Origin of the sequence: Paenibacillus sp. FSL K6-1096 (assembly GCF_037977055.1) — a bacterium.
Classification (GTDB): domain Bacteria; phylum Bacillota; class Bacilli; order Paenibacillales; family Paenibacillaceae; genus Paenibacillus_AQ.
Genome location: NZ_CP150274.1, coordinates 3,958,242 through 3,972,090, shown reverse-complemented (window position 1 = coordinate 3,972,090; position 13,849 = coordinate 3,958,242). Strand labels below are relative to the sequence as shown.

Annotated in this window: 10 protein-coding genes; 4 read left to right on the top strand and 6 right to left on the bottom strand. The window is 55.2% G+C overall.

Annotation, left to right across the window (positions count from 1 at the left end):
* Window positions 1-70: 70 nt before the first annotated feature.
* The 6 genes from MHI24_RS17725 to MHI24_RS17700 all read right to left on the bottom strand — a co-directional run bounded on the left by MHI24_RS17725 (window position 71) and on the right by MHI24_RS17700 (window position 8,862).
* Complete coding sequence (locus MHI24_RS17725; RefSeq protein ID WP_340020848.1) at window positions 71-1,207, bottom strand: glycoside hydrolase family 88 protein; 1,137 nt, start codon at window positions 1,205-1,207, stop codon at window positions 71-73.
* Between the two features lie 18 nt (window positions 1,208-1,225).
* Window positions 1,226-3,559, bottom strand: a complete 2,334-nt coding sequence (locus MHI24_RS17720; protein ID WP_340020847.1) for a helix-turn-helix domain-containing protein — start codon at window positions 3,557-3,559, stop codon at window positions 1,226-1,228.
* A 53-nt stretch (window positions 3,560-3,612) separates the two neighbouring features.
* Entirely contained in the window at window positions 3,613-4,497 is an 885-nt protein-coding gene (locus tag MHI24_RS17715) for a carbohydrate ABC transporter permease (protein WP_340020846.1), read from the bottom strand.
* A 13-nt stretch (window positions 4,498-4,510) separates the two neighbouring features.
* Window positions 4,511-5,368 (bottom strand): ABC transporter permease subunit, encoded by an 858-nt coding sequence (locus MHI24_RS17710; RefSeq protein ID WP_340026720.1) that lies wholly within the window; start codon window positions 5,366-5,368, stop codon window positions 4,511-4,513.
* Between the two features lie 146 nt (window positions 5,369-5,514).
* A complete protein-coding gene (locus MHI24_RS17705; RefSeq protein WP_340020845.1) occupies window positions 5,515-7,101 on the bottom strand; it encodes an extracellular solute-binding protein in 1,587 nt (528 codons plus the stop codon).
* Between the two features lie 531 nt (window positions 7,102-7,632).
* Window positions 7,633-8,862 carry a Zn-dependent hydrolase gene (locus MHI24_RS17700; RefSeq protein WP_340020843.1) on the bottom strand — a complete coding sequence of 410 codons (1,230 nt, stop codon included), beginning with the start codon at window positions 8,860-8,862 and terminating at the stop codon, window positions 7,633-7,635.
* A 193-nt stretch (window positions 8,863-9,055) separates the two neighbouring features.
* On the opposite strand from MHI24_RS17700, the gene MHI24_RS17695 reads away from it, so the two are divergent.
* The 4 genes from MHI24_RS17695 (at window position 9,056) to MHI24_RS17680 (ending at window position 13,834) form a co-directional block, all read left to right on the top strand.
* Window positions 9,056-9,931, top strand: a complete 876-nt coding sequence (locus MHI24_RS17695; protein WP_340020842.1) for an aldose 1-epimerase family protein — start codon at window positions 9,056-9,058, stop codon at window positions 9,929-9,931.
* 238 nt (window positions 9,932-10,169) lie between these two features.
* Complete coding sequence (locus MHI24_RS17690; protein ID WP_340020841.1) at window positions 10,170-11,159, top strand: glycosyltransferase; 990 nt, start codon at window positions 10,170-10,172, stop codon at window positions 11,157-11,159.
* Window positions 11,156-12,265 carry a polysaccharide pyruvyl transferase family protein gene (locus MHI24_RS17685; RefSeq protein WP_340020840.1) on the top strand — a complete coding sequence of 370 codons (1,110 nt, stop codon included), beginning with the start codon at window positions 11,156-11,158 and terminating at the stop codon, window positions 12,263-12,265. The genes MHI24_RS17690 and MHI24_RS17685 overlap by 4 nt, the downstream gene beginning before the upstream one ends.
* A 42-nt stretch (window positions 12,266-12,307) precedes the next feature.
* Window positions 12,308-13,834, top strand: a complete 1,527-nt coding sequence (locus MHI24_RS17680) for an oligosaccharide flippase family protein (protein ID WP_340020839.1) — start codon at window positions 12,308-12,310, stop codon at window positions 13,832-13,834.
* Window positions 13,835-13,849: the final 15 nt, after the last annotated feature.

Sequence of the window (13,849 nt, the reverse complement as noted above, 5' to 3'; positions counted from 1 at the left end):
TGGCCGGCTCCGGCTCATGGCTCCATTATCCCGGCTGCACGCAGAAACTGCCATCCCACATAGCTGGGATCTATAGAACGGACCGCTCATACCAATACCCCGGAATCCCCCGTTCCAGCCGCATCAGCGCCTCCAGATAATAATAATCGCCCCAGATGGTGTAATCATCCGGCGAATCCCCGGATCTGGCCGAGTACGCGCCATGCTCCAGCAGACCCTCCGCCTGATCGCTGCCATGTGTCGAATAATGCTCCGCCAGCGCTCTCACCGACGCCTCCCCCGCCTCCTGGAAGAAGCGGCGCTCCGGGTCACCGGCCTCCAGCTGTGAAGCGATCTCCAGCAGCCCGCAGGCAGCAATGGCTGAGGCCGAGCTGTCGCGCTTCGTTCCCGGTTCAACGGGAGCGTCGAAATCCCAATAGGCGACCCCATCCTCCGGCAGATGGGCCACGAAGTAACGGCCCAGCCGCTTCGCCGTCTCCAGCATCTCTGCGCTCTTCAGATACCGGCTAATTAGGGCGAAGCCATAGATGCCCCAGGCTTGCCCGCGCGTCCAGGTCGAGCCGTCCCTGTAGCCCTGATGTGTGCCGCCGCGGATAGCGTCTCCGGTCACCGGATCGAAGAAGAATGTGTGATAGCTGGAATCATCCCCACGCACCAGGAAGCGGCGGGACTTAAGCGCATGCAGCTCGGCCACCCGCCGGTAGGCCTCATTGCCGGTCTGCTCATGCGCCCAGAGCAATAGCGGCAGATTGAGCAGACAGTCGATAATGATCCGTCCGCCGTTGACCGCATCGCCCTCCCGGCCCCAAGCCTGAATCAGTCCGGGGCCTTCGCGCCAGCGCTTCATCAGCATGTCCGCCGCCTCCAGCGTAAGCTGCCGGGCGCCTTCGTCCCGTTCGATGATCCACTGGGCCTTGGAAGACAAAGAGTACAGGAAGCCGATATCATGATGATCGAAAATAATCTTCTGGTCCATCCGGCGGCGGAAATTCCGCACGGTGCTTAACGCCTGTTCCCGGTAGACCGGATCTTCACTGTACTCAGAGCACAGCCAGAGGATGCCGGACCAGAAGCCCGCCGTCCACTCCGTATTATCATTCAATGTATAGTGCTCATCCCCGGCACTCACATGAGGGAAGCGGTCCCCGAATCTTGAAATATTGCGTTTCGTTACTTGAAGTACATCCTCAATCGCTTGCTTCCACATATCAGAATAGCCTCCTTGTTATACATGATCCTGCTGGATCAGCCGGCTGGCCTGTTTATACTGGCCGGGAGTGATCCCCTCATATTTCTTGAACACCCGGATGAAGGAATTGCTGTTCAGGAAGCCCACGCGCTCGGAGACCTCCTGCACCGTCAAATCATCCGCCTGTAATATCCGCTTAGCCTCTTCAATCCGGTACTGGTTGATATAGTCGATAACGTTGGTGCCGGTCTGTTCCTTGAAATACTTGGAGACATACGTAGCATGGAACCGGAAGCGCTCCGAAATATGGGTCAGCCCCAGATTCACATCGTTGTAATTCTCATGAATGAATTCCAGGAGCTGCTCCTTCAGCTCGGTGTTGTGGGAACGCTTGCGTTCATGCACCATCTGGCAGACCGTCTCCAGAATCTGCAGCAGCTCCGTCTCCATCTCCTCGAAGGTCTCACAGGCAAACAGCCGCCGGATCAGCTCATTGCGCCGGGTCAGCTCCTTCTGGTCATCCGTCTTGATCTGCTCCGTGGCCTTCAGCATGGTCCCGATCAGCTCGAACATCAGGCAGCGGGCCAGCTCTACGGACAAGGGCTCTCCGGCAAAATTGGTCATCAGAATCTCATTCATCACCTCGGTAGAACGGGCATAGTTGCCTGTGGCAATATAATTGACCAGTTGACGCTCCAGATCGAGCGGATAATACAGCTCCTCCTTGGGCTGGCGGATACGGTCCTGGTCAATGATCTGGCCGATGCCGAGAATCAGCCGGTATTCCAGCGCCTCCTCCGACTCCCGGAAGCAGGCGGAGATGTCTGCCAGAGAGGTGTGGACACTGCTGACGCCAACGGAGAAATAGATCAGGAAGCGGGACTGGATGAAATGCTGCGCCTCTCCGGTCGCCCGGATCAGCTCCGGCACTGCCTCTGCCGTATTTCCCCGGAGATTGACCAGCAGCGCAATCCGTCCATCCATCTCTGCGGAATATACAGGACCGGCTGGCCCCAGCAGCTCCTCCAGCACATTGGTCAGGATCAGATGCACGAACTGGCGCTTCTCCTCCTTGTCCTCCGGGGCCCTTGTGCGGAACAGCCCCTCATAATTCTCTATGTGCACCAGCAAGACCGCAAAGGAATCGCTCTCAAAAATAAGGCCTACACGCTCCATCTCCCCGGCCAGCCCTTCTCCCGGCTGTACCCGTCCCTTGAGCAGCCTCGTCAGGAAGCTGCTGCGTACCATCGTCTGCTGCTCCTTGAGCCGCGTGGCGAACTGGTCCTGCTCCTCCCAGGCCCGGGTCAGCACCGTCTGCAGAATGCCGAACTCATCATCCGGCTGCTCCAGCTTCCCCTTGACCTTATCGGAGATAATATTCATAATCCGGCCGAGCGGCCGGTAATTCCGCCGGGTGAACCACCAGGCGGCCACACCGCCCAGCACCAGCACCGCAGCTACACCGGCGAAGGTGATGCTGCGGATGACCATCAGCTTCTTGGCATAGATCCGGGTCGGAACGATAGAGACATACTGCCACTCCTCCACATTGGAGGAGATCTGCGAGACCGTCACCGATTCCCCGTTCCAGTCGGCCGTGCCGGCCCGTCTACCGCCGTCCTTGTTCTGCTGCAAATATTGCTGGATCGTGTAAGGGGTTTCAACAGTGCCTGTGGAGAAAAGCGCACGCCCGTCACGGTCCAGAATGAACACTATACTCTCCGGCTCCAGCCGCACATTATTGATCGCCTGCTGGAACCGTTCCGGGTCCAGCATGACCACAAAGGTAGCCGGGCTGCCCGGCGACACCTGAACCGGATAAGGCTGAAGGTAGACCAAGGTCTCCTCTATGCGGAGGTCCTCGCTGAGGACTTTCATTTTGCGGAAGGCGCTCTGGTCTGACTCCTCCATCAGCTTAGTCCACTCCGGCCCGCTTACCCCGGTGCCCTCATAATAAATCTCATACAGCAGCTTCTTGGACATCAGCGAAGAGGAGGACAGCGCCACATCGGAAGACTTCACATAGATGTACAGCTCGCGGATGAGCCCGTTCCCGATGCGGATCGATTTGAGGTTCTTAATCAGCTCCAGCCCCATCAGCCGCCATCTGGCATCCTGCTCGGACGCATGGTTAATGAAGCTGCTGAGCTGGGAATCGGCCATAAGCTGGCTGCTGATGCTGCTGATATCCCGGATCTGGCTGTCGATCGTCTCCTGCACCTGGGACAGCAGCACCATGTTGGAGCGGTTCACCTCTTCCTTCAGCAGATTGCGGGCTTCCGCAAATACAGCCGCCCCGATGGCCACGGGGATGAGCAGGATGACCAGATAAGAGAGGCTCCAGGACAGCAGGATGCTTTTCTTTTTCAAGGCGCTCCTCCTCCTTGTTCATGATGTGGATGCAGTGCTGGTGCGGCTCCGGTCTATTCCTTGATTGCGCCGATCATGACGCCCTTCACGAAATACTTCTGCAAAAACGGATAAATAAACAGAATCGGCAGCGTAGCCACCATCACCGTTGCGTACTTCACACTTTCTCCGATCGCTTCCTTGTCGCCCATGGCGGCCGAGGTGGTCATCGAATCCGTGCTGTTCTGGATCAGAATCTCCCGCAGCACCAGCTGAAGCGGATACAGATCACGGTCGCGGATGTACAGGATGGCGCTGAACCAGGAGTTCCAGTGGCCCACCCCGTAGAACAGAATCATGACCGCAATGACCGGCATCGATAAAGGGACGACAATCCGCCACAGGATGCGCAGCTCCCCCGCCCCGTCAATTCTCGCCGATTCCAGCAGACTCTCGGAGATTCCCTGAAAGGCTGTACGCATAATGATCAGATTATAACTGCTGACCAGCCCCGGCACAATCAGCGCCAGCAGATTATCGCCAAGATGCAGAGTATTGTTAATCAGCAGGTAGGTCGGAATAATGCCTCCGTTGAAGAACATGGTGAACACAATGGCCAGCATGATCGGATTGCGCAGCATGAAGCTTTTGCGGGAGAGGGTATAGGCCCCCAGGATGGTAAAAAGCAGATTGAGCGCCGTGCCCAACACTACGATCACCAGCGTATTCCGGTAGCCGGAGAGAATGCTCGGATTACTGAGCACCAGCTTGTAGCTGTCCAGGTTGAACCCGTCCGGGAGCAGCAGCAGGCCGCTATGGGCCATCAGCCGGTTGGAGTCGCTTAACGAAGCATTCAGCACATGCCACAGCGGATACAAGGTGATGATGATCAGCAGGATCATGAGCAGCACGTTGAGGCTGTCAAACAGCTTTTCCCCTATCGTTCGTTTAATCGTCATGAGAATCCCTCACTTAGAACAGCTTATTGTCGGATACGGCCTTGGAGAGACGGTTGGCCCCGATGAGCAGAATGAAATTGACCAGCGACTGGAACAGGCCAACGGCCGTCGTATAGCTGAACTCTGCACTCTCGCTGATCCCTTTGCGGTAGACGAAGGTGGAGATGACATCCGCTGTATCGTAGACGTTCGGATTATAGAGCAGGATGACCTTCTCGAAGCCGATCTCCATCAGCCCGCCTATGCGCAGAATCAGCAGAATGACAATCATCGGGATAATTCCCGGCAGGGTAATATGCCAGACCCGGCGGAGCCGGCTGGCCCCGTCCACCATCGATGCATCGTAGAGCTCGGGATTAATTCCGCTGAGCGCCGCCAGATAGATAATGGTCGAGAATCCAAGCTCCTGCCAGATGGAGGAGGCCGTATAGATCGTGCGGAAATTCCCCGGCTCACTCAGCAGCGCGCTGCTCTCCCCGCCGAAGAATGTAATGATCGAATTAAACAGCCCGTCACGGGAGGAGAAATCGACCACCATTCCGCAAATGACCACCAGGGAGATAAAGTGGGGGATATAAGAGACCGTCTGCACCGTGCGCTTGAACATCTCATGCCTCAGCTCATTGAGCAGCAGCGCCAGCAGGATCGGGGCCGGGAAGCCGAACAGCAGCTGGTAGAAGCTGAGGATCAGTGTGTTTTTGAGCACCCGCCAGAAATAATAGCTCTGAAAAAAATCGCGGAAATGCTGCAGCCCCACCCACTCACTGCCCCAGATGCCCTTGCCGACGGTGTATTCCTTGAACGCGATGACCGCACCATACATCGGCAGATACTTGAAGACCAGAAAGTACAGAACCACCGGAAAAGCCATCCAGTAGATCACTTTGTTCCGCTTGTAATTCAGCCAGACCAGGGATAACTTCTGTGTCACAGGTCTCCCTCCTTTCTTTTGCAGGACCGGCCTGCGGGGGCATAATCAGCTCATTCTGCCGCTCCGCAGGTGGCCTTCATCCTGATTTATCTTGCATTGTAGCGGTCTACTGCCGCCTGCTGAATTTCAATCGCCCGCTTCAGGTTGAACTTGCCGATCTGGGCTGTGAACTTATCGAAGTTCTCCAGCGGCTCCGCGCCGATGACGAACTTGATGAACATCTCATCGCGGTAGGTGGTGATGTCGCTCATGATTTTGCTGTATTCACTGGATTCCTCGGTAGTCAGACTGACGGGCGGAAGACCGACCTTAAGCGTATTGTCACTATATTTGGAAAAAAGCGTTACCGCGTCCTTCTGCTGCTGGTACTGGTAATACTGCTCGTTGTACCGGTCGTCATCCTCCCCGACAAACGGATAGTTGGCAATGAAATGCTTCGCCATCGCCTGAACCACCGATAGTCCGTCCGGGTTCTTCAGAATCTCATCCGTGTAGGTCGGATATCCGTCCTTCATCGTGTACGTCACACCCTCTACGCCGAAGTTCTTCAGCATATGGCCTTCCTCACTGAAGAAATAATCCAGCGCCTTCACGGTCTCCTCTGGGTGCTTGTTGCTCTTGGTAATCGTGGCTCCGGCACCGCTCCACTCCCAGGACCGGCCGGTGAACATCGGCTCATCGCCCTTGTTCACTATGGGGAACTGCACGGCCGTCAGATTGGCCTCTGGCTCCTTCTCCTGGAGGGCGGGCAGATAGCGCCCGATCCCGCCGCCGATGTACGTGAAGAAGGCACCGGCCTGGCCGCTAAGAATCTTGGCATCAAAGGTTTTCTGATCATTGGTGGCAAAGTCCGGATCGATCAGCCCCTCCTGATACCAGCGGTGGAAGGTGGTCAGGAACTCCTTGAATTCCGGCTCTACCGGTCCGAAGACCACCTTGCCGTCCTTGAGGAAGATTGTATTCGTGATGCCGTAGGCCTCCAGAAAATTGGCGGCTGCCGGGCCCATCGTCGTCAGTTTGGGCGGAGCGCCGTACAGAAGCGGAGCGGTGACGCCCTTCTTCTCCTTGAAGGCCTTCAGCACCGTCTCCCACTCGGCAATCGTCTCCGGCTGCTCTAGCTTCAGCTCATCCAGCCAATCCTGGCGGATGAACATGCCGCCGAAGGTCTTGTACTTGCCCAGCCGCAGATGCGGGATGGCATAGATGTCCCCGTTATCCGCTTTCAATTGCTTCGCCATCTCGGGATTCTCGTCCAGAATCTTTTTCAGGTTAGGCGCGTACTGGTCAATCAGATCGTTCAGCTTAATGATGCTGCCGTCCGTGTACAGCTTGGAATAGTCGCCATAGACGAACATCACATCCGGCAGCTTGTTGGATGCCAGCATCACGTTGAACTGCTCCGTCTCTGCCCCGACCGCCGGATGCTGGAATTCCGTCTTAATGTTGGTCTTCTTCTCCCACTCCTTGATCGCCGTAATCTCACTCATATTCTTCAGCGTAATCGAGACATTCGTGTTCAGCGATGCCCAGATCGAGATTGGTGTCGGCCCATCGGCCGCTGCCCCCTCCGCATTCTTATTCCCGTCTGCGCCGCCCGTGCAGCCTGCCAGTCCGCCTACCGCCAGCAACAGGCTGGCACCCAGCAGCATCCGCTTTCTCCAAGCTTTCTTCATTCTTCTCATCTCCCCCGTATGTTCATGATAGATATTGAGCTGCCGGAAGTGAACGACTCGATTCGCTTTGCTTTACTTGCCGTCCTGCTGCGTTCGGCCCTCCCGCCCATCTAACTTAACGTTTCCAGCTCCGCCTTGACTATCTCCCATTCTTGCCGCGATATCGATATATTGCTTACAGCCTGTCCATCACAGAAATTGTATATGGATGTTGAGGAATCAGTATTGATTCTGGAGCACCACCTCGCCAGCATATTATATTCGGTTTTTCGCATACATTCGGCCCGGTTGCCCTCGTGAAGCCAAATGTGTTCGGTTTTTCGTATACATTCGGCTCGGATACCCTCACGATACTGAATGTGTTCGGTTTTTCGCATACATTCGGCCCGGCTACCCCCGTGATGCCAAATGTGTTCGGTTTTTCGCATACAATCGGCCCGCGCACCTTCACCGACACGAAAAAAAAGACACCGGTTAGGTGTCTTCAACGCCAAACTATGGATTCCGCTTAGTCTACAGTCTACTCCCAGCTCAAGCCCGGGACAGCAGCGACAGCACCGTCTCCAGCACCACATTCACGCCCGATTCACAATCCTCGTAGGAGGTGAGCTCTTCCTCGCAGTGGCTTTTGCCGTTCACGCTGGGGACAAAAATCATCGCCGACGGCAGGAACCCCGCCACGAACTGGGCGTCATGCCCTGCGCCGCTGGCCAGCTTCCGGCTGCTGTAGCCCAGCTTCTGCGTTGCGTCAGCCACCAGCCCGCAGATGTCCGGATCGAACCATACCGTATCGCGGCCCCACAGCTTACTCTTCGACACGGTGCAATCCAGCAGCTCCTCCGGCAGGCCGTGTATGACCGCCTCGACCTCCCGGACCACGTCCATATCCTTGTGCCTCGCTTCCACGGTGAAGATTACCTTGTTCGGAATTACGGTATGGATGTTCGGCAGCACGTTCATCCGCCCCATCGTATAGACCAGCTCAGGGTCCAGCACAGACAGCTTGCGGCGCAGCTCCGTAATCAGATCGGTTGCAGCAAACAGCGCATCCCGGCGCATCTCCATCGGCGTCGTTCCGGCATGATCCGATTCCCCGGTCACTTCAATCTCATAGCAGGCCATGCCCACGACACAGTCGACCAGGCCAATCTGGAGGTTCTCCTTCTCCAGTACAGGGCCTTGCTCGATGTGCAGCTCCAGATAAGCCGCCGCTTCCCTGATCCGGTTCTCCGCCTCCCCGGCATAGCCGCTGGCCTCCAGCGCCTCGCCGAAGCTGACGCCCTCCGTATCCTTTTTCTCCAGCATGTCCGCCTTATCGAACTTGCCGGACAGGACACCAGAGGCCATCATGGACGGCTCGAAGCGCGCCCCCTCCTCATTGGTGAAGTTCATCACCGTAACGGGCAGCCGGGGCTGAATACCGTGATCCACCAGGGTTCTTGCCACTTCAAGGCCGGCGATCACACCCAGCACGCCATCGAATCTGCCGCCCTTCTTCACCGTATCCAGATGCGAGCCGATTACGATTGGAGGGCCTTCGGTACTCCCGGCAAGGGTGGCGTACATATTGCCCAGGTCATCCGTCTCCACGCTCATGCCCAGCTCCTCACAGCAGGCGGCGAAGTAGCGGCGCACCTGCACATCCTGCTCCGACAAGGACAGCCGGGTTACCCCGTCTTTGTCCGTCCGCCCGAAGGCGGCAAAAGCCTCAATCGTCTCCTTCAGCCGCTCACCGTTCACCAATATTTGCTTAAGCTGCATCGGCTTATTCCCCCGTTTCCGCTGATATGGAATGAATGCTATCTTTATATGTTAACGGATTACACATGTTTGTCATTTTACATACTGTAAAAAATATGGGCTGATGAATTTCCGTAATTTGCATCACCTGCGGCAATCTCTGTTAGAATATGAGACGTGAGGATATCAACTGAGAAACGAGAGGGGTACAAGCATGAACACTATTTTACGCAGCGGCCTGGCCGTGGCCGAAATCAGTTCACTGGGCGCTGAGCTGGTCAGCTTCAGAAGAACTGATACAGAGACTGAATATATGTGGAGCGGAGACGCCGCCTATTGGACAGGCCGTTCCCCGGTGCTGTTCCCGATGATCGGGGCAGCCGCAGGCGAAGCGGTCCGTGTAGACGGACAGTCGTATCCGCTGGCCCGCCACGGCTTCGCCAGACGCAGTGAATTCACACTGGTGGAATCCAGCGGGACGCAGGCAATCTTCCGGCTCTCCCACAGCGAGGACACGCTGGCCAGCTACCCGTATCCGTTCCATCTATATCTGACCTATACGCTGAACGGCAGCACGCTGGACATCGGTTACCGGGTGGAGAATCCCGGAGAAAAGGAAATGTTCTTCCAGCTAGGCACCCATCCGGCCTTCAACTGCCCGATCGGCGGGGAAGGCAGCTTCACTGACTATTATCTTGAATTTGAGCAGCCGGAGCGCCTGGAGCGCCTGTTCCTGAATGAGAATGGCTTGATTACTCCGGATAAGAGCGAGGCCATGCTCGGCGGAGACAACAAGCTGCCGCTGAACCACGAGATGTTCGCGCACGACGCCCTGGTCTTCCGCAATGTCCAGTCTAAATCGGTTGCCCTCAAAAGCAGACAGTCTGACAAGAGCGTAACAGTCGCCTTCACCAATTTCCCTGATCTCGGCATCTGGCAGCCGAAGAATGCACCGTTCATATGCATCGAGCCTTGGCATGGCGTGGCCGATACCTCCGGCTTCACCGGCGATATCCGGGAGAAGCAGAACGTCATCTCCCTGCCGCCGGGCGGCGGGTTTACCAGCGCGCTGGCGATTACGTTCAACTAAATTTCAGCAGGCGAAGGCCGCAGTCACCTCTATGGTGCTGCGGCTTTTTTGCTGCGGAATTGCGGCTATGTCCCAGGCAGGATACGACCTTCTGCGCACCATAAGTACACTAAAGTAGTATATACAACCTTTTGACCCGGATAGTAAGATATTCACAACTCAAGTGACGCGTAGACTCTTGCTCAATACAGCAATAAGCTGCGATTGCATTCTCCCTGGAAAGGAAGTGACTGCTCAAGTGAAGCCAGAGATCAGTATTATTGTGCCGATCTACAAGGTGGAATTGTACCTGAAGAAATGTGTGGATTCGATCTTAGCCCAGACTTTCAAGGATTTCGAGCTGATTCTGGTCAATGACGGATCGCCGGACGGGTGCGGTGACATCTGCGAGGCCTACAAGGCGCTGGACCCCCGGGTAGTCGTCATCCATAAGCAGAACGGGGGGCTGTCCGATGCCCGCAACTATGGAATTGAAGTGGCAAAAGGCAGGTATCTCGGATTCGTGGACAGCGATGACTGGATCGAGCCGGATATGTATGAATCCCTATATTCCCTGGTGACCGCCCATGATGCAGATATTGCCGTGTGCGGCCATGTTGAGGTTATGGACGATGTGCCGCTTCCGAAGAGCTTCACCCATGAAGTCCATGTCTATAATAACGAGCAAGCCCTCGATAAGCTCCTGGAGGACACCGAGATTCAGAATCTGGCCTGGGATAAGCTGTACAAGGCGGAGCTGTTCACCCATGTGAGGTATCCGGTCGGCAAATACTTCGAGGACATTTTCACCACCTACAAGCTATTCCTCCAGGCCCGCACCACGGTCTCGCTCGACTCCCCCAAATATATGTATCTGAAAAGAAGCGACAGCATCACCGGCGCGATGAACACCCGGAAATACTATGACCGCTTCTGTGCCGCCCTGGAGATCTACGAGACCATCTCGGAGCAGAATTATCCGGTGGCCGAAGAAATCTCGCTGTGCCGGACCGTGACCGAAGGAATTGAACTGTGCAACTACCAGTTGATTACCGGCGAGAAAGCCATGAACAAGGAATATCTGGTCGAGCTGGGCGGATTCCTGAACAAGCATATCTCGAAAATTCTCCGCAACCGGAAGCTCCGCCGGGAGATGAAGACCGCCTCCGTGCTGATCATCACCAGCTCTACCATTTACAAAATGCTGTATTATTCCAAACTCCGCCTGAAGGGAAGTAATATGATATGAGCCAAGCCCTTGAGAAGATTCTGCCGTTGTCCTTCCGCAATTATGTAAGCAATATTCCCGTCTACCAATATTATAAGGGCTATCTGAGCTACCGGAATGCGTATAAAGGCAAGACCAAAGCCATCTATGTCGTCGGCTCACCGGAGCATGACAATCTCGGCGATCATGCCATAACGTATGCGCAGATGAATTTTTTGCGGAAGGCTTTTCCTGACTATACCCTGATTGAGATTGTCGCCAACCGGCTGATGCATAACATGAAGTGCCTGGAGGAGTTCTGCACCCCGGAGGATATCTTCGTGCTTCAGGGCGGGGGCAACTTCGGGATTGAATATTTCCGGGAAGAAGAGGTAAGACGCAAGATCATCTCCGAATTCCCTAATAACAAAATCATCGTATTCCCGCAAACCATCTACTTCGGCGATACCGAGCTGGGACGCGCGGAGTTCAAGAAGACACAGGACCTCTACGGTTCCCATAAGGACCTCACTCTGGTCGCCAGAGAGGCAACGTCGTACGAAATTATGAAAGCCGGTTTCAGAAACAACGCAGTGCTGTTAACACCGGATATTGTTATGTCGCTGGATATCACGGACCCGCCCAAGGAACGCCATGGCGCGCTTCTGTGCATCAGAGCGGACAAGGAGAGCATCTTCGGGGATCAGGACAAGCGTACCATTGAGGCGTACACCGCGAAGCATTACAGCAGCATCACGTTCACGGACACCTGTATCGAGCGCCCTGTCTCTGTACAAGACCGCGATATGGAGCTGAACACGCTGTGGGATCAGTTCAAGGGGGCGGAGGTTGTGATTACGGATCGTTTGCACGGGATGATTTTTGCCGCGATTACGTCTACGCCTTGCATTGCCCTCGGTAATTACAACTATAAGGTTGTAGGCAGCTATGAATGGATCAAGCACCTGGGGTTCGTAAAGTTCACGAATGAGCTGGACCGGATTCCTGAACTTCTGGAGGAGCTGAGACAGCTTGATCATCCGAGATACAATAATGAATTCTCCACTGCGCATTACAGCCAGATCATTCAGGCCATGTCGGGCAGCCCTGCTGAGGCAGCGGCGGCTTCATCCATCGTGACCGCTTAAGCTGTAGCACCTGACACTCTCCGTAGCGAGGAAGCGATCTGTGTGAAAACCAATATTAAACTTGCCGCCATCATCACCTATGCTTCCGTATTCTTAGGCGTGATTATCTCCCTGGGCTCGACTCCCTTCATCGTATCTACCCTGGGAAAATCCGAATACGGCTTGTTCTCCCTGGTGAACTCGATTATCGCCTATATCGTCCTGCTGGACCTGGGCTTCGGCAGTGCCGTCATCCGCTTCAATGCGAAGTATATCTCCGAGAATGACGCTACAGGACAGCGCAATATCAACGGGATGTTCCTGCTGCTGTTCTCCGCGATCGGTCTGGTCTCGTTCCTGGCCAGTCTGATTCTGGTGCTTAATTTCGGCTCGATCTTCGGCAGTCTCCATGAGAAGGAATTAAGCATTCTGAAGCAGATCTTCATCATTGCGGCGGTCAATGTGGCGGTGTCGTTCCCGCTGAATATTTTCAGCTCCATTATTACGGCCTATGAACGGTTCGTGTATCTCAAAATCATCAACCTGATCCGCGTCGTCCTGTCTCCGGCCATGATGGTGCTGGTGCTGCTGTTCGGCTTCAGATCCACGGGAATGGTGACGGTCGCGCTGGTGCTGAATCTGGCGATTGGTGTGCTGAATGTGGTCTTTTGCCGGACCAAGCTGAACTTGAAGGTCAGATTCCACGGCTTCGATACCAAGCTGTTCAAGGAGATCTTTAGCTATTCATCGTATATTCTGCTGTCGTCGATCGCCTTCCAGATCTATACGAATGCCGACCCGCTCATCATCGGGATGTTCCTGGGGGCAATGCCCATCGCGGTCTTCGCGATCGCTGCCCAGCTCAATACGTATATTCTTAATTTCTCGAATGTGCTGGCCAGCTTCTACCTGCCGAAGCTCACCAAGATGATCGTCAAGGGTGCGGATCAGGCGGCCCTCATGCTGGAGCTGGTCAAAATCGGGCGCATTCAGGCGCTGATCGTAGGGTATATCGTCTCCGGGTTCGTGATCTTCGGACAGAGCTTCATCCTGATCTGGCTCGGCGAAGGCTACAGGTATGCCTATACGATCGCCCTGATCATCATCATTCCCCAGATCACCTCGATTGTGCAGTCCCTGTTCGCCACGATGCTGGAAGCGATGAATATGCACCGGGTGAAGGCGTTCATCTATTTCTCGGTTGCGGTGCTTAAGGTCGCCTTGACCTTCTGGTTCATCCGGTTCTGGGGTATTACAGGCTGCGCGATTGCCACGGCCATCGGGATGTTCATCAACGTCTGCCTGAATAATATCTACTATAAATACAAGTTGAAGTTCGATATCCTCCACTTCTGGCTGCAGATCCTCCGGGTATTCACCCCGGTGGTGGTGCTGACTGCGCTGGGCATTTTGCTGCTAAGCTTCGTCAGTATTACATCCTACCTGTATCTCGGCCTGTATGTGATCCTCTACTCCCTCATCTATGCGCTGACATTGTGGCTGTTCGGCCTCAATCCGGCGGAGAAGCAGATGGTTGCCGGACCGGTACGCAAAATAGCGCTGCGCGGTCAGGCGCAGGGTTCCCGGTAAGCCGGGGTTGTTATT

What these genes read in the sequence shown, in the direction of transcription:
- MHI24_RS17725 (WP_340020848.1), bottom strand. Translation starts at nt 1,207, where the DNA reads ATGTGGAAGCAAGCGATTGAGGATGTACTTCAAGTAACGAAACGCAAT.
- MHI24_RS17715 (WP_340020846.1), bottom strand. Translation starts at nt 4,497, where the DNA reads ATGACGATTAAACGAACGATAGGGGAAAAGCTGTTTGACAGCCTCAAC.
- MHI24_RS17710 (WP_340026720.1), bottom strand. Translation starts at nt 5,368, where the DNA reads ATGGCTTTTCCGGTGGTTCTGTACTTTCTGGTCTTCAAGTATCTGCCG.
- MHI24_RS17705 (WP_340020845.1), bottom strand. Translation starts at nt 7,101, where the DNA reads ATGAAGAAAGCTTGGAGAAAGCGGATGCTGCTGGGTGCCAGCCTGTTG.
- MHI24_RS17700 (WP_340020843.1), bottom strand. Translation starts at nt 8,862, where the DNA reads ATGCAGCTTAAGCAAATATTGGTGAACGGTGAGCGGCTGAAGGAGACG.
- MHI24_RS17695 (WP_340020842.1), top strand. Translation starts at nt 9,056, where the DNA reads ATGAACACTATTTTACGCAGCGGCCTGGCCGTGGCCGAAATCAGTTCA.
- MHI24_RS17685 (WP_340020840.1), top strand. Translation starts at nt 11,156, where the DNA reads ATGAGCCAAGCCCTTGAGAAGATTCTGCCGTTGTCCTTCCGCAATTAT.